The 18,456-nt window shown below is 67.8% G+C and carries 17 protein-coding genes and 2 pseudogenes; 12 read left to right on the top strand and 7 right to left on the bottom strand.

Annotated elements, in window-relative coordinates:
* Positions 1 to 284 precede the first annotated feature (284 nt).
* The 3 genes and pseudogenes from ACFYT4_RS17225 to ACFYT4_RS17215 all read right to left on the bottom strand — a co-directional run.
* Positions 285 to 1,271 (bottom strand): tyrosine-type recombinase/integrase, encoded by a 987-nt coding sequence (locus ACFYT4_RS17225; protein ID WP_389269188.1) that lies wholly within the window; start codon positions 1,269 to 1,271, stop codon positions 285 to 287.
* Between the two features lie 165 nt (positions 1,272 to 1,436).
* Positions 1,437 to 1,841: a helix-turn-helix domain-containing protein gene (locus ACFYT4_RS17220; protein ID WP_389269186.1), complete on the bottom strand. Its 405-nt coding sequence runs from the start codon at positions 1,839 to 1,841 to the stop codon at positions 1,437 to 1,439.
* Positions 1,842 to 2,194: 353 nt separating this feature from the next.
* A pseudogene (locus ACFYT4_RS17215) lies at positions 2,195 to 3,090 on the bottom strand (IS1380 family transposase); the annotation flags it as partial.
* Between the two features lie 1,190 nt (positions 3,091 to 4,280).
* On the opposite strand from ACFYT4_RS17215, the gene ACFYT4_RS17210 reads away from it, so the two are divergent.
* The 8 genes from ACFYT4_RS17210 (at position 4,281) to add (ending at position 12,748) form a co-directional block, all read left to right on the top strand.
* Positions 4,281 to 5,570, top strand: coding sequence for a hypothetical protein (locus tag ACFYT4_RS17210; RefSeq protein ID WP_389269184.1), 1,290 nt, complete (start codon positions 4,281 to 4,283; stop codon positions 5,568 to 5,570).
* Between the two features lie 5 nt (positions 5,571 to 5,575).
* Positions 5,576 to 6,658: a hypothetical protein gene (locus ACFYT4_RS17205; protein ID WP_389269182.1), complete on the top strand. Its 1,083-nt coding sequence runs from the start codon at positions 5,576 to 5,578 to the stop codon at positions 6,656 to 6,658.
* 5 nt (positions 6,659 to 6,663) lie between these two features.
* On the top strand, positions 6,664 to 8,358 hold the full coding sequence (locus ACFYT4_RS17200; protein WP_389269180.1) for a carbamoyltransferase: 1,695 nt from the start codon (positions 6,664 to 6,666) through the stop codon (positions 8,356 to 8,358).
* Entirely contained in the window at positions 8,355 to 9,317 is a 963-nt protein-coding gene (locus ACFYT4_RS17195) for a phosphotransferase (RefSeq protein ID WP_389269178.1), read from the top strand. The genes ACFYT4_RS17200 and ACFYT4_RS17195 overlap by 4 nt, the downstream gene beginning before the upstream one ends.
* Positions 9,314 to 10,579 carry a DegT/DnrJ/EryC1/StrS family aminotransferase gene (locus ACFYT4_RS17190; protein ID WP_389269176.1) on the top strand — a complete coding sequence of 422 codons (1,266 nt, stop codon included), beginning with the start codon at positions 9,314 to 9,316 and terminating at the stop codon, positions 10,577 to 10,579. The genes ACFYT4_RS17195 and ACFYT4_RS17190 overlap by 4 nt, the downstream gene beginning before the upstream one ends.
* 17 nt (positions 10,580 to 10,596) lie before the next feature.
* Complete coding sequence (locus ACFYT4_RS17185) at positions 10,597 to 11,061, top strand: NUDIX pyrophosphatase (protein WP_389269174.1); 465 nt, start codon at positions 10,597 to 10,599, stop codon at positions 11,059 to 11,061.
* Between the two features lie 186 nt (positions 11,062 to 11,247).
* Positions 11,248 to 11,550 (top strand): hypothetical protein, encoded by a 303-nt coding sequence (locus ACFYT4_RS17180; protein ID WP_389269172.1) that lies wholly within the window; start codon positions 11,248 to 11,250, stop codon positions 11,548 to 11,550.
* A gap of 121 nt (positions 11,551 to 11,671) precedes the next feature.
* Positions 11,672 to 12,748 carry an adenosine deaminase gene (add, locus tag ACFYT4_RS17175; protein WP_389269170.1) on the top strand — a complete coding sequence of 359 codons (1,077 nt, stop codon included), beginning with the start codon at positions 11,672 to 11,674 and terminating at the stop codon, positions 12,746 to 12,748.
* Positions 12,749 to 13,079: 331 nt separating this feature from the next.
* Here the strand turns inward: add and ACFYT4_RS17170 are convergent, their stop codons facing one another.
* Positions 13,080 to 13,325, bottom strand: a complete 246-nt coding sequence (locus ACFYT4_RS17170) for a hypothetical protein (RefSeq protein WP_389269168.1) — start codon at positions 13,323 to 13,325, stop codon at positions 13,080 to 13,082.
* A gap of 24 nt (positions 13,326 to 13,349) precedes the next feature.
* Here ACFYT4_RS17170 and ACFYT4_RS17165 point away from each other — a divergent pair, with 24 nt between their 5' ends.
* Positions 13,350 to 13,664 (top strand): DUF5959 family protein, encoded by a 315-nt coding sequence (locus tag ACFYT4_RS17165; protein WP_389269166.1) that lies wholly within the window; start codon positions 13,350 to 13,352, stop codon positions 13,662 to 13,664.
* Positions 13,665 to 13,719: 55 nt separating this feature from the next.
* Here the strand turns inward: ACFYT4_RS17165 and ACFYT4_RS17160 are convergent.
* Positions 13,720 to 13,809, bottom strand: a pseudogene (locus tag ACFYT4_RS17160) (AAA family ATPase); the annotation flags it as partial.
* On the opposite strand from ACFYT4_RS17160, the gene ACFYT4_RS17155 reads away from it, so the two are divergent.
* Positions 13,790 to 14,053 carry a hypothetical protein gene (locus ACFYT4_RS17155; RefSeq protein WP_389269164.1) on the top strand — a complete coding sequence of 88 codons (264 nt, stop codon included), beginning with the start codon at positions 13,790 to 13,792 and terminating at the stop codon, positions 14,051 to 14,053. The pseudogene ACFYT4_RS17160 and the gene ACFYT4_RS17155 overlap by 20 nt on opposite strands.
* Positions 14,054 to 14,081: 28 nt before the next feature.
* Here the strand turns inward: ACFYT4_RS17155 and ACFYT4_RS17150 are convergent, their stop codons facing one another.
* The gene (locus ACFYT4_RS17150) at positions 14,082 to 14,462 is read right to left on the bottom strand and encodes a hypothetical protein (protein WP_389269162.1); all 381 of its coding nucleotides are present in this window, start codon (positions 14,460 to 14,462) and stop codon (positions 14,082 to 14,084) included.
* A gap of 489 nt (positions 14,463 to 14,951) precedes the next feature.
* On the opposite strand from ACFYT4_RS17150, the gene ACFYT4_RS17145 reads away from it, so the two are divergent.
* Positions 14,952 to 16,340 (top strand): hypothetical protein, encoded by a 1,389-nt coding sequence (locus tag ACFYT4_RS17145; protein ID WP_389269160.1) that lies wholly within the window; start codon positions 14,952 to 14,954, stop codon positions 16,338 to 16,340.
* Between the two features lie 18 nt (positions 16,341 to 16,358).
* Here ACFYT4_RS17145 and ACFYT4_RS17140 read toward each other — a convergent pair whose 3' ends face one another.
* Positions 16,359 to 17,099, bottom strand: a complete 741-nt coding sequence (locus ACFYT4_RS17140; RefSeq protein ID WP_389269158.1) for an SDR family NAD(P)-dependent oxidoreductase — start codon at positions 17,097 to 17,099, stop codon at positions 16,359 to 16,361.
* 341 nt (positions 17,100 to 17,440) lie between these two features.
* On the opposite strand from ACFYT4_RS17140, the gene ACFYT4_RS17135 reads away from it, so the two are divergent.
* Positions 17,441 to 18,454 carry a DNA-binding protein gene (locus ACFYT4_RS17135; protein WP_389269156.1) on the top strand — a complete coding sequence of 338 codons (1,014 nt, stop codon included), beginning with the start codon at positions 17,441 to 17,443 and terminating at the stop codon, positions 18,452 to 18,454.
* Positions 18,455 to 18,456 lie beyond the last annotated feature (2 nt).

Below are 18,456 nucleotides of genomic sequence, written 5' to 3'. Positions count from 1 at the left end.
GCCCCCGCAATGGGCGCCGCGGCGCTGCAAGCTCTGGAAAGCGGACGGGGCGCAGGAGCGAAGGTGCTCCTGCGCCCCGTCGACGGCGAGCGCTTCCGCGTGTACCTGGAGGGGGCTGCCGGTGAAGGCCGACCCCTGATCCCTACACCTCTTGGACTGCCCGGATTTCCCGAGCCCCGGTAGCTCCCGCCTCGAGAAGTCCTGCCGTACCCAACCAACCCGACCAGCCAGGATCTATCCTGCCCGCGCGCCCGAAGGACAGAGCGACGCCACCCGGGCGGAGTTCACACCGTGAGTGCCAGCGGGGCCTCAAGCCGTTCCCAGGCGCCGAGGACGGCTTTGTGGGCGTCGGGCTGGAGGTGGGCGTAGCGCTGGGTGGTCTGGAAGCTTTCGTGTCCGAGGAGGTGCTGGACTTCGTAGAGGGAGACCCCGCTTTGGACGAGCCAGGAGGCGCAGGTGTGTCGCATGGAGTGGGGCGGATAGTGCGGCACGAGTTGCTGGTCGCCGTCGGTGTCGAAGTAGTAGGCGTACTCGACTGCGGGCCACCAGGTCTGTCGTCGCCAGTTGCCGTCGTCGAGGAGTCGGCCGACGCGCCCCTTGGTGAGGGTGGTGAAGATCACGGAGTCGCGTTCGAGTCGGTGGATGTGCCGTTCCAGGGCCTCCAGGACGTGAGGCGGGAGCGGGACCTCGCGTCGGCTCTTGGAGCTCTTGGGGTACTCCTTGATGCCGCTCTTGGTGTTGACCTCGACGACGAAGAGGCGGGAGCGGCGGCGGTCGATGCGGTGGTGGTGGAGTCCGGAGAGTTCGCCCCAGCGGAGCCCGGTGTAGAAGCCGAGCAGGCACATGGTGCGCCATGCGGCGGGGAGTTCGTCCAGGATGCTCTGCGCGTGGTCCGGGGCGAACCACTGCGGGGGTTTGGTGGCGATGGTGGGCAGGTCGATGCTGCGGCAGGGGCTTACCGCGATGATGTCGTCGTCGACGGCCGCGCGCATGACCGAGGACATGAGGTTGTAGGCGCGCTGAATCGCCGAGGCCCCTGTCCCCTTCTCCATGAGGGTGCGTATCCAGCTCTGGATGTCCATGCGGGAGATGGCCCGCATTTCCCAGTGGTCCCAGTGCGGCGTGATGTGGTTCCTGATGCTGGAGGCGTCACCGCGCAGCGTGTGCGGCTCGACGACCCGGGCGTCCCACCACTTCTGGTACCACTCGGCGAACTTCATCCGGCCGACATGGGGATCGTGCAGCGCCCCGCGCCTGAGCTTGGTTTCCATCTCCAGGCCCCAGGCACGGGCCTTCTCTTTCAGTGGAAAGGATTCGCTGAATCGATCGCCTGCTGTGTTACGTACCGTGCACTGCCAATTGCCGGACTTCAACTTTCGGAGGTACGAGGGAACCCACTCCAATTTCGGCTCACGGAGACGTCCGGGCGTTCGTGGTCAGCGGCTGGGCAACGGTCCGGCGGCCATCCTGTTGGCGATGAACGCGTCAAGGCTGGCGGCGGGGACGCGCACGCGGGAGCGCCCCTGGCCTGTACGAAGGTCGACGATGTCCAGTTCGCCAGCGGCGATGAAGCGGTAGACGGTACGCCGGTCGACGTCCAGAGTGGCGGCAACGGCAGGGATGGACAGCAAACGGGAAGACACAAAAGGCCCTTCGGTGACAGAATGGACAAACAGCCAGCCCGGCACCTCTGTTTGCGGTGCAGCGCTGCCCTTTTCGTTCGCCGCAGCTCCACCGCCAAGCGGGTCCGGGCGAACGACATCAAGGATCCGGACGATCGCCGATTTCGCGAACCGGGGATCGTCGGCTAAATATCCGCCTCCCGGACGACCGCTCGGCACGCACTTCGGTGCCGACTGTCCGCAGGCACCGTCAAGGGCAGGTCGGTCTTTGACAGGGCATCGGCTCACCTTAATGAGAATTCGGCGATTGCTAACGGGTGTTGTACGTTGACATAGCTTTCGACCGATATCCAGTCGGCAGGGCGACTTCCCTGTCTGCCGTGAGCGGATCTCCGAACCACCCCACGAGACGTCTACCTCGATTGTTTCCTTGATGACATTTCCGCGCCAGTAGCCGACTTTCGAGCTGACGGACACGGTGCTGTTGCGCCGGGGCAGTGCTCTCGGCAGTGGCGCTGACGCTGTTCTGGTCAGCGCAAGCGGGTGGCGGTGACGACCTGGCGGCGGGTGGTGCCCCCCAGGACGTCGCCGGTGAGTTCGGCGACCCAGGAGCCGTCGCGGATCGCGCCGTCCGCCTCGACGGCCGGCGTCCAGGCCGATGCCAGAACCTTCAGCACATGCTGGTGGACCTGCTCGGTGATCGCCATGCCGACGGAGTAGGACAGCCACCGCCCGCGCTGGGCGATCCAGGCGACGAAGTCGTGGGTGCCGCCCGCGGAGTCGGTGCGGATCAGGGTCCGGCGCCCGCGCCGGTACTTCTTCGGCAGCTGGGCCAGGGCCAGGCGGGCGGCGGTGATGTGGTCGGTGGCCGTGTTCGATCCCGCGTTGCCCGGTCTGAGCAGGGCCGCGACCGGTTCACCCGTGCCGCCCGGTCCGTGGTCGACGAACCCCATCAGCGGGTGGTGGCCGTAGTCCGCTTCCACGTGGGTGCGGCGCCCTCCTTGTCCGAGTGCGCGGTCACCAGCACCCCGTCGAGGTCCACGGTCACCGTCTCGCCCGCGTCAGGCGCATCCCGGTCGGCCAACCGCCAGACGTGCTCACGTACTCCGGCCCGAGCAGCGCGGATCGCCGTCGGCGCCTTCTCTCCCGACATGGCGGGGGTGTCGATGAGGCGGGAGACCGTCGGGTCGGAGGCCACCGGCCCGAACACGGCCGGCTCGGCCCGCAGCATGGCGACATCCGCGAGGCAGTCCCCGCCCAACGCGACCGCCAGGGCCACGTCCGGCAGGATCTTGCCCGGATCGTGCACTGCCCGAGCCTTCCGCCACGGCGTCAGCGCCGCCGATATCGCGGTGTCCAGGCCGGCCTTGCGGACCGTCTCGACCAGCAGCACGCCCCCGGCCTGCGAGACCACCGCCCCGCAGCCGCCCTCGATGCGGACACGCGGGTACGACCCGATGGCGGTCACCGCGGCCGTGATGTTCGGCCGTGGACTGCTCCGTCCTCCACCACTGCTACGACCACCGAACAAATGGCTGAATCGTCCACACGAAAATGCCCAACGCCTTACGTCACCGGAGATAGACTCATCAATGTCCGGCAGCGGGCCCCCGAGCGCCGCGGTCACAGACGGCATTGGACAGGATTCGTCGCCCCCTGGGAGCGCCGCCTCGTGACGCACACGCCCACGTATATGCCAGAGCCGACTCGCCGACGAACTCACCCGTGCTGGCGTCGAGCACCTTGGCGCGGTTCCAGGCCGACTGGAGGCCACCGTATACCAACCACTGGCCTTGGCCTGTTCCGTCTCACTGAGCACTCTGCTGCACGGCCCGACACCGGGGCCGCGACCCGCAGTCGACGAGCTGGAGCCCCAACCACTCCTGCGGGGGAAGCAGATCTGGTTCCGGATCAGCGGCACCGCCGCCGAGGAGAGGCGTTACCGACACACCGCAAGGGCTGTTCTTACAGTCCATCTCGCCAATTCCGTAAGCCAGTTCGACCACTCTCGGGCTGTCTTGATGTGCGGTCGCGCGGCCTAGACTCAAGGTCGTTTGCCCGGCGTCGGCCGCCCGTCATCATGGGGTGCCGGCCGTGCACCCCGGCTTTGGGCGCCGCCGGATGCGCGACCGATTCCATCGAATGAAGAAGGGTGTTGTCGTGCCCGCAAAGGTCGCAAGGAGGCCCCGGGTGGAGTGGACGCCGATGCCGGCGGCGCGTATTTCCATTGCCGCCGATGTGGCGCATGCCGATGACGACGGAGTCCAGCGCGACGTTCACGCGTCGGCACTCGCCCACGAACCGCCTGGCCCATGGCGACGGCGGTACGTCGGCCAGGGGCACCACCCGTTAATGCCCCCTGAGCAGTTGCCCGACCCTGGCCCGTTTGCCACACGACGTTCTGGGCCAGGTCTCCTGCCAGCCGCTTCCTGCTCTCACCGGAGGCACGGGGAGCGGCTTTGAGTGACGGGGTCACGACAGGAAGGAGGGTCATTGATGACTACGCACCACGACGTGCACGCCCGGTCTGCCGCCCGTGCGCCCGGCGGTTAGCCAAGCGGGCATCGACCAGTGCGGGCCCTCGCGGTGAATTGTCATGAAATCGCCAAACTCATCACAGAATCTTGGCCAGTATCGACATCGACTGGGAGTTCTCGCATGTCCAATGTGGTGCAGACAAATCCGCTCGCTCCGTTCGTCCGCAGTGACCTGCCCGGTCGCTTCAATGAACTCGACGTGCTTAGGCGGCACTGGGCGCGGTTCGCTGCTGTGTCCCAGGGTGCGATTGTTCCCCCGTACGAGGTCTTGATTCATCCGACGAGCGGATGCAATCTGCGCTGCGCCTGGTGCATCGGAGACCACGTCCCCCTTGAGCTGTGGGACGAGCAGCGGGAGCAGTTGGTGATGCTGGACGCAGCCAAGGACGCACCGGACCGGCTCCCGGACCATCTGGCGAGCCTGGAGAACATGCTCAAGCTGATCGGCGGCATCGTCGACTACGAGGTTAAGGCTCCCTACCGGCAGGGCAGCGAGGACCGCTCTGGTGTCTTCAAAGTGGAAGCGGTGTCGTTCTCCGGACTGATCGGCGAACCGCTTGTCGCCCGCAAGGCACTGATCCCGGCATTCACCCTCCTAGCCGAGCGCGGGATCCGCTACGGGATCTTCACCAACGCCGTGCTGATGGATGACGCCTGCATAGAAGCTCTGCTCCCGGCGGGATACGTGCATATCAGCATCGACGCCGGCACGCCGGAGACCTACGCCGAGCTGAAGTACGGCGGCCGCAAGGCCGGCAAGGTCATGTTCGAGCGCGCGATGGCCAACCTGACGCGGCTCGTGCAGCGCCGAGCCGAAACCGGATCGGACGTGGAGATCAACACCTCGTTCGTCATGTATCCCGAGAACTACCACGAGGTCTACACGGCTGCCCGTCTGATCCGCCAAGCAGGCGCCGACAGCTTGCGCTTGAAGCAGGACAACTCCGGCGAGCGTCCGCTGACCCCCGAGCAGGCGAGCCATGCGTCCCGGCTGGTCGAACAGATCCGCAGTGACCTGACGACCGAGACGTTCCGGCTGCTTGAAATCCACAGGATCGGCCAGACCGGCGAGATGGCGCGGACGTGTTCTACGTGCTCGATCACCGACCTGATGGCCGCAGTGGGCTCGGACGGATGCCTGTACCCGTGCAACTACCACCCCCGGCCCGGCGGCTTCAGCTACGGCAGCGCGCTGGAGGAGTCCTTCGCGACGGTCTGGGAAGGCGCGCTGCGCCGACAGCTGCGCAGCCAGCTCCCGGTGATCTGCCCCAAGGTATGCGACCCGTTCAAGAACCGGTCGAACCGTCTTCTGGCAGAAGCGAAGCAGGTCGCGGCGACCAGCGGGATCGATCATTTGGAGGGGCAGGTGGCCGACTTGGTCAACGGCGGCGCCTACCTGATCGAGAGGTGACATCCGTGCAGAACAGCCTGTCGGTCAACGATCTGGACGGCTGGGCACGACGCCCCTCCACTTCCCTTCGCCGAGACCGTTTCGGCCTCAAGAGGGCTGGGGTTGAAATCCTCGCTCCGTCACCGGTCGTCGACTACGTGGCGTGGTACACCGAAGGCTTCTTCGCACGAGGAGATTCCCCGGCCAGAGCACGGCTTGTCATTCATGACGCGCACCCGGAACGGATCGGCTCGGTCAAGGACGCCCGGCTCACACCTCCCCTGCGCCGAGCAGTTCTGCCCACATCGCCGGACACGGTCTGCTTCGTGGATGACACGCACTCGACGGTCCATCTGTTCCTGGCGGCAGCCACCACGGACGAGCCCATGCTGGTGGCGGTCCGGATACTGCGCGCGCTCGTACTTCGCGCACTCCTCGGGGACGGCTGCCCGTTCTTCCACGCGACGTGTTTCACGCTGCACGGGGTGGGCGTGGCCTTGGTCGGGAGGCGGACAGCCGGCAAGACGACGCTGCTACTGCACTGCCTGGACAGCCTCGGGGCGGTTCTTGTAGGCAACGACAAGTTCGCCCTCGTCCAGGACGCCGACTCGGACGCCGACGACGCTCTCGGCTTCCCCATTCAGATCGGGATCCGTGCGGGCAGCGTGCTGGCCCTGGGCAACGGCCCACTGCGGACCTCTCTCACGCGCCGGTGGTCGCAGCGGTTCGGCGGCGTCGAAGCCCACCGCGATGACCTGGAGACGCGTCTGAGGATACGCCCGCAGGAGTTGGCCGCCGCGGCAGACAGCACGGTGACGCCTCGATGCCGTCTCGGCCTGGCCATCGAACCGTACGTTGATCCACTCGCGGTCACACCGAGTCTGGAGAGGCTCAGCGATGACGAACGCCGGACGCTGTGGACGCACAACCTGCTGCCCCGTGCAGCCGACGTCTTCCCCCAGCAGGCTGCCTTGGCCGGCCCGGCGAGCGAGACCGAGCTGCGGATTCCGCAGGTTCCGGCGTACCGGCTGGTCCAACCGCCGGCCGCGGGCCCGCTGACGAGCCGAGTGATCGAAGACCTGGTGTGCCGCGTGTCGGTGGAGGGATGAGGAAAATGCGCATTCTCGGAATCGCCAGCGATCTGCACATCTCCTCGGCCGCGCTGATCGAGGACGGACACGTGGTGGCGGCAGCGCCGGAGGAACGCTTCACCCGGCGCAAGCACGCGCGCGACTTCCCCGCCCGCGCGATCGAGTACTGCCTGTCCACCGTCCCAGACGGTCTGCGTGGCGTGGACCGGATCGCGGTGAGCACGAACCCGACAATCGACTTGAGCGTGCCCGACGGCCGCTATGCCGGACGCGCCCGCTGGCATCCCGAAGGGCTCTACTCGATCCCGAACAACCTCGCCGCTCTGCTGGACGCGCCGTATCAAGGGTGTGCCACGCAGATCCTGCAGACCGCCGGTGAGCCGCTGACCATCGACTACGTCTACCACCATGATGCGCACGCGGCGAACGCCTTCTTCCTCTCCCCCTTCGAGTCGGCCGCGGTCCTGACCGTCGATGGCCGGGGCGAGGACTGCACCGCGTTGCGCGCCGTCGGGAACCGCAACTCCTTCACCACGATGGACACCATCCCCTACCCCCACTCGGTGGGGCTGCTGTACGGAGCGGTCACCCAGTATCTGGGCTTTAGGATCGACCGGGACGAGTGGAAGGTGATGGGGCTGGCCGCCTACGGAGACCCCAGCAGCAGCGCCTACAAGCTGCTCCGGGACCTCGTCGACTTCAAGGACGGCACGATCCGCCTCGACCTCAACTACTTCGGCTACTACCTTCGTCCCTCGCGCGGTGCCGTGAGCGAGGCGTTCGTCCACCGCTTCGGGCCGCCGCGCCGGCCGGACGAACCCATCACCGCCCGGCACCATGACATCGCCGCGGCCGTCCAGCATGTGCTGGAGGACGCCCTCCAGTACCTTCTCGCCGACCTGCACCAGAAGACGGGGATGAGGAGGGTTGCCTTGGGCGGAGGGACATTCATGAATTCCGTCTTCAACGGGAAGATCACGTCCTCGACGCCGTTCGACGAGGTCTTCATCTCAAGCTGCCCCGACGACAGCGGCACCTCTATTGGCGCGGCCCTGTACGCGCACTGCGTCCTGTCTGAGGGCGAGCGCGGTCCGGCTATGGAGCACAACTACTACGGCCCCTCCTTTGAGCAGACCGCGATCGACGAGGCACTGACCCTAGCCAAGCTGCGCGCACTGCCTGTGGACGATCCGGCCGATGCCGCTGCGCACGCTCTGGCCGAGGGGAAGATCACCGGCTGGTTCCAGGGAAGCATGGAACTCGGGCAGCGGGCGCTGGGGAACCGCTCCATCCTCGCTGATCCCCGCAGCGTGGGCATGCGTGACCAGGTGAACAACGCGGTGAAGTTCCGTGAGCCATGGCGGCCCTTCGCCCCGGCCTTGCTCGCCGAGGATTTCGCCATCTACTTCGGCCCGGAACCGGCGGTGTACTTCATGGAGCGCACGCTGCCGGTGCGGGACGAGGCTCGGAACCTCATCCCGGCCGCGGTCCACGTCGACGGCACCGCCAGGCCGCAGACCGTGGCCGTGGACACCAATCCGCTCTTCCACCGGCTGATCACGAGATTCCGTGACCGCACGGGCGTTGGCGCGGTCCTCAACACCTCGTTCAACCTGGCAGAGGAACCGATCGTGTGCAGCCCGCAGGACGCGATCCGCACCTTCTATTCTTCGGGACTGGACGTCCTCGTCATAGGGAATCGGGTGCTGACGAAGTGACGACGACGATGGGCGCGACGGAGCTGTCCGCGTGCCTGAGCCAGTACGGATTACAGGCGAGCGGACCTGCCCGGCTGCTTCCCGGTGGGCATGTCGGACAGTCCGTCGTGGTTCCCACGGCCCAGGGGCCGCTCGTCGTCAAACGGTTCAATCGGCGGTTCGACCCGGCACGCGTTCAACTCGCGGCTCAGGCACACCAGCACGCGGCCCGGGCCGGCCTCGCCCCGCCCCTGCGGCTCACTCGCGATGGCCGACGGACCGCCCAGGTCGCCGACGCCACGTACACCGTGGCCGAGTACGTCGATCAGGCGGAGCGGGCTGGGCCAGCCGCCTTTGCCTCCGCGCTCGCCACACTGCACAACCATCTCGAGAGCTTCAGCCCGCAGAGCCCCTGCGCGGACTTCCTCCAACTGCCTGACCCTCCCGCTGCAGACCTGGAGCGGGTCCGGCGGCAGACTGACGATGCAGCCAGCCGGGAAGCGATCGACTGGCGCATCAAGATCCTCGCGGAGTTCGGGCTCGACACGCAGTCGCTGGCTGCCGTGCCCCGAAACTGGGTACACGGCGACGCACGCCCCGACAACCTGCTCATCACGCGCAGCCCGGACCGTCGCCTGTTCATCGACTTCGATCAAGTCTCCCGCTTTCCGCGACCCTATGAGATCGTCCGGGCCTTCATGGCCTGCATCAGCCCACGCCTGTCCGCGCACCTGCTGGGCTCGACGTTCCGGGACTATCTGAACGCGTACCAGGCCGTCGCCCCGATCCCCGCAACGGACCGCGCAATCATGATCGATCTGTACCTCACCATTCAGGCGGCGGAGACGCGCACCTTCACCACGCCCGAGGGCGAGATCCGCGGCATGCCGGATTTCGCGCGGGCCCGCCACGAGCAGTTGACCTGGATCGTCGAGCACAGCGGCCTCCTGCGCGGGGTCGCCAAGGAGGCTCAGCCGTGACCACCCTCGCCCTCTACGGTGGGACGCCTATACGGACCCGTTCCTTCCAAGCCTGGCCGCATTCCGACCAGGCAGAACTCGGTGCGCTTGCCGGTGTCCTCGCCAGCCGCCGCTGGGGCGGGATCCACAGTGGATCACAGGGTGCGGCGTTCGAAAGGGCGCTCGGCGAGTACCTTGACGTGCCGCACGCGACGGTAGTCTCGAGCGGCACTGCTGGACTGATGATCGCTCTGAGAGCACTGGGCGTCCGGGCCGGTGACGAGGTCGTCGTCCCCGCCATGGCCTATGTGGCGACGGCCACCGCAGTGTCCGTGCTTGGCGGTGTGCCGGTGTTCGCGGACATCGACCCTGACACCCACACGATCGACCCCTCGTCCGTGGAAGCCGCGATCAGCGAGAAGACGAAGGCAATCACCGCCGTTCACCTGGGCGGTCACCCGGCCGACATGGATCGCCTTGGGCTCATCTCCGCCGAACACGGTGTCCCAATCGTTGAGGACTGCGCCCAGTCTCTCGGCGCGACCTGGAACGGCGCTCACACCGGATCGCTGGGCAGGGTCGGCGTGTTCAGCTTCGCCAGTACGAAGAACATCTCCGCCGGAGAGGGCGGAGCGGTCGTCACACAGGATGGTGAACTCGCAGCACGTATCACATCGCTACGCGATCACGGCCGCCCCCTCGGCATCACCGGTCACCACCCCGAACTTGGCTGGAACCTGCGGCTCAGCGAGTTTCAGTCCGCCATACTGGGCGTCCAGCTCGAACGCCTGGACCCCCAGCTCGCAGCGAAAACGAAGGGCGCAGCCTTCCTTACGAGCGCGCTGTCCAGCGTGCCAGGATTGCGGCCTGTGCCCGCCGATCTCGACCCGCGGGTGACCAGACACGGACGGTTCTCCCTCGCGTTCACTTTCGCTTCTGAAGCATTCGGCAACATCCCGACCAGCTCCTTCCGCGCCGCGCTGAGAGCGGAAGGCATCCCTGCCGGTCTCCGCGACCTCATCGCCTGTCCCGACGAGCCGGTCTACGCCGACGCCACATCCCAGGACTACACGCACTCACGGACCGTGTCGTGTGCGCGGGCCCGTGCCGCCTGTACCAGGCTGGTGCTGTTCGGACAAGCAGCCGGGTCGGGCATGCTGCTCGACGACCCGACGGAACTCACCGATGTCGTACGTGCAGTGGAGAAGATCCACGACAACTGCGACCAACTCCGCGAAGCGGAGCGTCAGCGCACAACGACCCGTGTTCCATCCGATTTCTAGCCAAGGAGAAGAGCCACATGCCCCGTGCGCCATTCCAGATCCTCGTCGTACCGTTCCGCCGGGTCGGTGAGCAGATCGAATTCGCCGTTCTGCGCCGCCAGGACATGGACGTCTGGCAGGCAGTCGCCGGCGGCGGTGAGTCAGGCGAGAGCCCGCAGCAGGCCGCCGTACGCGAGGCGCGTGAAGAGCTCGGCCTCGACCGGACCGTCGCGCTCTACCCGCTGCAGACCACCGCCAGCATCCCCGCACGATTCTTCGCCGATCGAGACAGCTGGCCGGCAGGAACCTACGTTGTGCCTGAGCACTCGTTCGCCGCGGACCTGACCGACGTCGAGATCAAGCTCTCCGACGAACACACCGCCGTCCAGTGGCTGGACTACAAAGCGGCCAGCAACCTGCTGCGATTCGACAGCAACCGCACAGCTCTGGGGGAGCTCCACGAGCGTCTGCTGGCCGCCGACCTGCCCCGACCGGTCGAGTGACAGTGGCCGACGCACGCTCCGAGCCGCTGCGCACCGTGATATTCGGCCAGGACTACGTCGGCCTGCCGCGAGCCATCCGGGCAGCGCAAGCCGGCGCCACCAGGTCGTCGGATTCGACACGGATGCAGACCGCGTGAAACGACTGCGAAACTCCTGGAGAACACCTTCCGCCAAGTCCACATCGCCATGGTCAACGAACTCGCTGTCCACTCCCGACAGCTCGGCACCGATATCTGGGCGGCACTCGATGCCGCATCCACCAAACCGTTCGGCTTCATGCGCTTCACACCCAGCCCTGGCACCGGCGGGCACTGCCTGCCGGTCGAACCCACCTACTTGTCCTGGAAAGTCCGGAGGCAGACAGGCCGGGCACTGCGGCTCGTCGAGGCGGCCGACGAGGTCAACTCCGCGATGCCCGCGTGTATCGTGCAGCGCCTAACCAGCAGCCTCCGACGCGTTCGTTCCGCTGACCGACCACGATGCATTTGATCTCCGGCTCGCCGAGGACTACACGCGGTACGTCTTCGACTGCCCAGCACGCCTGAGCGGCGCGAACGTCGAACGCCTGTGACCTGCCTATCCGACTGCCTCTTACCCCGAGGACATAGCCATGCCCCACGCCCCCTCAACGACGAGGGATCTCGCTTCGAGTGACCGCGGGCTGGCGAACCTGCCGAAAGCCGACCTTCACCTCCATCTCGAAGGTGCCATGCGGCCCGGGACCCTCGCGGATCTGGCAAGCACCTATGCCGAGCCGCCGCAGGTTGGTTGCTACCGCTCGTTTGACGAGTTCCAGCACTGCTATCGAGCGGTCGTCAAGCTGATTCGAACACAAAGCGATATTCGGCGCCTGGTACGAGAGGTCGTCGAGGACGCGGCAGCTTCAGGCGCTGTCTGGATCGAACCACATTTCAATCCGACGACCTACGCTCCCGCGCTCGGCTCAGCCGAAGACGTGCTTGACCTCGTCTTGGACACCGGAACCGCAGCGGGCAGGTCCATCGGCGTCGGCTTCGGACTCACGCTCAGCGCAAGTCGCAACCGCGATCCGCGAGATGCCACTGTCCTCGCGAGACTCGCCGTCGACTACGCCGACCGCGGCGTTGTGGCCTTCGGCCTTACCGGTGATGAGGCCGCCACTCCTCCGGAGGCGTTCAGTGAAGCCTTCGCGATCGCCCGGGACGCAGGACTGATCACCGCGCCGCATGCAGGCGAACTCATGGGCGGACCGAGCATCCTCAGCACACTCGACGCATTGTCCCCCGACCGGATCGCCCATGGAATCCGAGCCGTCGAACACCCGGCACTCATGGAACGCCTTGCCGACGAACGGATCACCTTGGACGTGTGCCTGACATCCAACCGCGTTCTGGGAGTCGTCAAGCACATCGAAGAACATCCCCTACTGCACCTCCTCAAAAGCGGGGTGCCCTGTTCCCTGGGTTCCGACGACCCACTGCTGCTGAAAACCAGCCTGCTCACGGAGTACCAGATCGCCCGGACCCAACTGTCGATGACGGACCGACAACTGGCTGCAATGGCCAGCACATCAATCCAATCGTCCGGAGCACCCGCCGATTTCATCGCACACGCCTTGACCGGAATCGAGACTTGGATGAAACGAGATATCCCAGGTCCATCCGAAGAACATCCCCACCGGGCCTGGGACAACTGCGATACGCGTTGAATTCACGGAACCTCCAGCGACGTCAGTACGGGGTGCCGGCATCGAGCAGTACGCGAACATGCCCGTCACCGACGTCGCGTACGGCCTCCATCACGGGCCGCAGCCCCCGACAGCTCCCGCCCGCCGACTCCCACGCGAATAGGGTTGGAATCTGTGACGACGAAATACAGTATCGAGTGCTGGATCACCAACCCTGACCAGGACGTCCTCCTCCAGGTACCGGCCCGGCAAGCACGTAGCTTTCTGGCAGCCGATCACCGGCGGCATCGAGGACTGCGAGGCTGCGCGCCGTACGTCGACCGGCTGCTGGATGAGGTTGCGGCCGATCCGGTCACTTGGGGCGCCTGGTGGTGGTGTCCCGGCAGGTTGCGCTCCGTGTGTACCGGGGGAGCTTCCCGGCCACATGACCGACGAGGCGGACCGCTTCGGCCTGGCCGCGCTGCAGTTCAAGCCCCTGCTGCGGGCCGTGGACGACCTCTGAACCGGTGGCCGAGGTGTGCGAGCAGCTGACGCCCACGAGCGGCGGGATGCGGCCCGCCACGCCCTGGAGACGCTCACACACCGGAATACTGGTCATCGCCGACGAGGAAGGAATCGCCCCGTGCCAGCCCGCCCCGGCAGGGACTTCTTGTACTGCGAGTTCGTCGTGGAGACCGAGACAGTCAAGGGCAGCTTCCCCGTCTATGTGACGTCCGATGACCTCGATCACTGGCAAGAGGCTCTGGGGGTGCTCGCGGGGAATCGGTTCGTGTCGTGGTTGAACTCGGGACGGACGGTGCAGTTCAAGATCAAGCCGGTGAGCCCTGGTGTGATCGCGGTGTTAGTCCATGACGGTCCGTCGTCACAGGTGACGGTCAGCCTGCCTCTCTTTCCGGCGACTGGCTGGATCGATGATCAGCGTGCGCGCCTCGAATAGGTGCGGCGGTTGCTCTCTGGCTGACCGTCCTGTGCGGTGCTGCTCGGCGTATTCGTCAGCCGGCTGCCTGCTGTTCGGCTCGGGCCCTGGTAGTGGCCAGGCGGTAGGAGTCGGTTCCGGTCTCGATGATGTTGCCGCCGATGGTGGGGACGCCGCTGTGCGCGGCGGCCTGGTGGGGGCACACGGAAGCAGCCCGTGAACTCCTGGAATCCGGTGCCGATCCCGGTCGGCGGGAAGACGCTGGAGAGGGCCGGTCGCCGCAGGAATGGGCGACGGCAGGCGACCACCCGGAGATCGCAGCCCTCCTCCAAGGCTCCGCTCGCCCCCCGCCGAACGGCCTGACGGGGCCGACCCGTTGTCGTACAAGCCGAATCTCCTGGTCACTGTAGAGAGGCAAGGTCCGGCGTGCGCAGGGCATCAGCCGGGTCGGCGGGGATGCGGCTGCGCCGGCTCGTGTGTCATGTCGACCGTGAGTACCGCAGTGTGGGCGCTGAGCGTTTCGAAAGCACGGCGGTAGGCGTCGGTGATCGCGGCGCAAGTGCAGGGGTTGCACTGGTCGGGGCGAGGGTCGGGGCAGGACGGGGCCGTGGTGACGACGTGGATGAGGACGCCGTTGCCTCGGGCGACGGTCTCGGCGAGGTCGAGAGCCTGGCTCCAGGTGAGCCGGCTGCTTCCGGTGAGGAGGGGCTCGAGTACGAGGTCGCTGACGAAGCTGCCGTCCAGGATCAAGGGGCCGGGCCGGTCCAGAAGGTTCCGGTAGTAGTCGTGGAGGTTCCAGTGGTCCGCGATCCGTGACAAGCGGACGAGGGGATGTCCGTGTCGCTCGGCGAGGGCACTGGTTCCGGCGGCGGAAGCGCCGTCCAGGAACATGAGCGGCGGGCAGCTTTGGGCCAGGGGGGAGACGTGGCTCAGAACTTGCCCGTCTGGGGAGCCCTGACGGGGCGGCTGACTTGCCTGTCCGCCCTCGATACGGGATTGCAGCGGCCTCTTCGGCCACGCCACGCGGGCCGCTGAGGCCGCCCTTCGGCGGGGCTCCTCATCAGCAGATGGTCGGCCTTTCATTCCGGGTACCGGGCTCCCTTGGTGATCGCGCGGTTCACTGTCGCCTTCCGTTCTGCGCCCTGCTGTCGCGGATCTGTGAGGACACCGTGGTGCGCCCAGTGTCTGCGGCGGGTCCTCAACCCGGATAGATGCAGCAGGGGTTGGACGGTTTCACACAGGTTGCAAACTGCCGCTCTCATTGCCGAAGGGTGGTACGCGGTGTGAGGGAGCGGGCATCATCGGGTGATGAACGGTGACACGGGGGCGTCGCGGGCCGGGGCGGCTCTGCAGCGTCTGATCGCGGAGGCGGGCTGCTCGAATGCCAAGCTGGCCGGGCGGGTGAACGATTTAGGGGCCCGGCAGGGTGTGCTCACCCGCTATACCAAGGCGTCGGTGACTCACTGGGTTCAGGGGATGGTGCCGCGGGGCCGGGCGCCGGAGTTCATCGCGGCCGCGCTGTCGGAGTTCCTTGGCCGGGCAGTGACGCCCGCGGACGCCGGGTATACGAGTGAGCCGGAGAAGCCGGTGGTGTCCCGTGCGATCGCCTATCGCGACGATGTGGGTGAGACCTTGCATACCTTGGCGGAGTTCGGCTCCACTGATGTGTCCCGGCGCAGTCTGCTGGGGGCAGTCCCGTTCCTGGCGGCCGGTCTGCTGGATCCCCAGCGGAAGTGGCTGCTGTGGCTGCTGGAAGACGAGGACCGCGGTGCCCGTCTGGCCGCAGTGGCGGACGGCGGCCCGGTCGAGCAGGTGCAGGCGATGATCGGCATGTTCGACGAGATGGACAACCGTTTCGGCGGCGGTTCGGTGCGCGCCAGCATCGTCCAGTATCTGAGCAGCACGGTGGTGCCGATGCTTCAGCGGCTGGACACACCGGCCGGGCAGCGGCGGCAGCTCTTCACCGCCGGGGCGAAACTGGCCGCGATGGCGGGCTGGAGTTCGTACGACTCGGCCGAGTACGGTCTCGCCCAGCGGTACATGGTCCAGGGGCTGCGGTTGTGCGCGGAGGGCGGCGACCGGGTTCTCGGCGGGCAGATCCTGGCCGGCCTCTCTCACCTGTCCACGAGCCTCGGGCACCCGGGCGAAGGAGTTGCGCTCGCGCGGGCCGGGATCGCGACCGCGCGCAGCGCGGGCAGCCCCATGGGGCTGATGAGGCTGCACGCGATGGCCGCCCGCGGGTACGCGGCCCTGGGCCGCGCCCGGGAAACGACCGCAGCCCTGAAGAATGCGGACGGTGCTCTCAACGCCAGTCGGGGTGTCGAGCAGGAGTCGCCGTGGGTCCGGTTCTTGGACCATCACTATCTGGAGGCGGAGTCGGCGCTGTGTCACCGGGATCTCGGGGAGGCCGCGGCGACGGAGCGGCTCGCGTCTGCCTCGGTGACCGCGAACGCGGACCGGCGGCGCCGGCAGGCCATCAGCCGGTCCGTTCTCGCCACCTCCCAGCTTCAGCAGGCCCGGCTCGATGAGGCCCTGACCTCGGCGGGCCATGCCCTGGACCAGCTCGGCGGGGTGCACTCGGAGCGGTCGGTGCAGGCGTTGCGCGACTTCCGGGCCCGGCTCGGCGCCCACCGTGGTGAACCCCTGGTCCGGGAGTTCGAGCGCCGGGCTCTGCCGGTTCTGGGGCCCGCCGCGTAGCCGACAGGAGGCGGTGAATCAGTAGCCGTCCGGGGTCGGCGCGTTCTGCCCCTTGTCGACGGGGATGTGAGCACCGGAGATGCCGCTGGCGGCATCGGAGAGCAGGAACGCGACGACCCGGGCGACCTCGGCGGGATCGACCAGGGACCGGTCGGGGAACTCGCGGGTGAACCGGTCGAACGCGTCGGGGTCCTCGTGGCGCATCCGGTCCCACCGTTTCCCGGGGATCAGCATCGACCCGGGAGAGACGGCGTTCACGCGGATGCCATCGGGCCCCAGTTCCCGGGCGAGCGATGCGGCGAGGTGGATCTGAGCGGCCTTCGCCACGCCGTACTGCGCCTGCGGGGCGGGTTTCCATCCGCTGATCGAGGAGATGAAGACCAGCGACCCGCCGCCCGCCGCCCGCAGATGGGGCGCGACGGCCGTGGTGAGGCGGACGCTGTGGCCGAGGTTCATCTCCCAGGTCGCTGACCAGTCGGCCGGGCTCGCTTGTGCCAGGCCGCGTCCGCGGGCACCGCCCGCACAGGCCACCGCGCCGTCCAGCCCTCCGAACGGGGCGGCCGCACGGGCGACGAACGCCTCCAGCTCGCCTTCCGCGGTCACATCCGCCACGCCGGTCATCAGGCGTGACCCGGCGCCGGCCGAGGCGGCGAGGTCGTCCAGGCCGCCGGGGGTGCGCGCGCAGGTCGCCACCCGTGCGCCTTGGGCGAGCAGTTCACGGACGATCGCGGCTCCCAGTCCCCGGGAGCCGCCCGTCACCAGATACCTGGGCCTCCTCCGTGATGCGGAGGGGGCGTCATTCGGATGCGTCACAACGGAACCGAGTCCTCTCTCGCAGCCGGGCGCCCCGGCTGCTCGGGGCGGTTGAACGCCCCGCGAATGTACCGCGTCGGCGTCCCCGGTCCGGGGGTGTGCCGTCGCGCCCGGGTGCCCGGAGGGCGGGGTTCCCCGCGGGGTTTGCGGCCGGGTGGTCGTTACCGTTGAGGTCGTGGGGCCGCTTGCGAGGTGGCGGGGGCCGGGACGATCACCATATGTCTGAGAGTGCGCTCGTGAAAGGTCAAGATGCGGCGGACGCCAGCCCGGTAGGCGGCCGGACAGCGATGTGGCGTGCTCATCGGCAGCTGGCGGCGCGGGAGGTGGCGGCGCGCGCCGGAGTCTGTGAGGAACTGGTGGCGCGTTTGGAGGCGGGCGGTGACTGGGTGGACCGGTGGGGTGTCCTCGGCGGCCTCGCGCGGGCGCTGGGTGTCGATGCCGGTGCGCTGACGGGTCAGCCGTATCCCCCAACGGGCAGTGGGCACGTCGTGATCCACGGGTTCGCCTTCGCTGCCCGGCAGCTGCTCATGCGGCCTCACGTGTCCGGCGGCAACGCCAGCCGGGGGCGGCTGGCCGCAGCGCGTGAGGCTGAGGACGCCGGGGACGAGGAAGCGCTCGCCCGTGCCCTGCCCGGGGTCCTCGCCGGGTCAGGCACGCTTCCGAGCCATGAGGGGGGCGAATCCCCCTGTGCTGGGCTGGTGATGGCGGCCGGGCTGCTGCGGCGACTGGGGTACCGGGATCTGGCGTGGGCGGCTCTGGAGCGGGCACGTGCCGTGTCCTCTCCGGTCACGGCGGACGTCGTCGCTGAGGAGGTACGGCTGCTGAGCGAGTGGGGGCTTGGGGAGCAGGCGTTGTCCCGGGCCGGTTTCCATCCGGGATCCGATGTGGAGCGGGAGATGGCCGGTCCGGTGGCGCTGGCCCTGGCGGGGTTGGGGCGGGGGGATGAAGCGGACCGACTGTTGACCCGTTCCAACGGGGAGACGCTGGTGGCGCGGGCCGAGGTCGCGCTGGAGGCCGGCCGTCCCGAAAGGGCGGCGTCCCTCGCCGCCCGCGCTCCCGCAGGCGGTGTGGGGCCGTCGGGATGCGTGCGTCTGCTGGTGGTGGACGCGTTGGCCCAGGCCCGGTTGGGGAATGCGGCCGGGGCGACGGCCCGGCTGGTCGAGGCGGAAGCCGTGGCGCCGCTGCGGATGCGCCTGCACCCCTTCGTCCGGGACCTGGTGGCCGTCCTGCCCCACCGCGGAGGCCCGGCGGCCCACCACGAGGCTCTGTCGGGGATTGCCCGGCGCGCCGGGTTGATCTGAAA

This window comes from Streptomyces sp. NPDC004609 (assembly GCF_042873655.1).
In the GTDB taxonomy this organism is placed as follows: domain Bacteria; phylum Actinomycetota; class Actinomycetes; order Streptomycetales; family Streptomycetaceae; genus Streptomyces.
The sequence above is the reverse complement of the archived record's forward strand: the minus strand, read 5'-3'. Positions and strand labels throughout refer to the sequence as shown.

What these genes read in the sequence shown, in the direction of transcription:
- ACFYT4_RS17225 (WP_389269188.1), bottom strand. Translation starts at nt 1,271, where the DNA reads ATGGAAACCAAGCTCAGGCGCGGGGCGCTGCACGATCCCCATGTCGGC.
- ACFYT4_RS17210 (WP_389269184.1), top strand. Translation starts at nt 4,281, where the DNA reads ATGTCCAATGTGGTGCAGACAAATCCGCTCGCTCCGTTCGTCCGCAGT.
- ACFYT4_RS17200 (WP_389269180.1), top strand. Translation starts at nt 6,664, where the DNA reads ATGCGCATTCTCGGAATCGCCAGCGATCTGCACATCTCCTCGGCCGCG.
- ACFYT4_RS17185 (WP_389269174.1), top strand. Translation starts at nt 10,597, where the DNA reads ATGCCCCGTGCGCCATTCCAGATCCTCGTCGTACCGTTCCGCCGGGTC.
- ACFYT4_RS17180 (WP_389269172.1), top strand. Translation starts at nt 11,248, where the DNA reads ATGGTCAACGAACTCGCTGTCCACTCCCGACAGCTCGGCACCGATATC.
- add (WP_389269170.1), top strand. Translation starts at nt 11,672, where the DNA reads ATGCCCCACGCCCCCTCAACGACGAGGGATCTCGCTTCGAGTGACCGC.
- ACFYT4_RS17170 (WP_389269168.1), bottom strand. Translation starts at nt 13,325, where the DNA reads ATGACCAGTATTCCGGTGTGTGAGCGTCTCCAGGGCGTGGCGGGCCGC.
- ACFYT4_RS17155 (WP_389269164.1), top strand. Translation starts at nt 13,790, where the DNA reads ATGATGTTGCCGCCGATGGTGGGGACGCCGCTGTGCGCGGCGGCCTGG.
- ACFYT4_RS17145 (WP_389269160.1), top strand. Translation starts at nt 14,952, where the DNA reads ATGAACGGTGACACGGGGGCGTCGCGGGCCGGGGCGGCTCTGCAGCGT.
- ACFYT4_RS17135 (WP_389269156.1), top strand. Translation starts at nt 17,441, where the DNA reads ATGTGGCGTGCTCATCGGCAGCTGGCGGCGCGGGAGGTGGCGGCGCGC.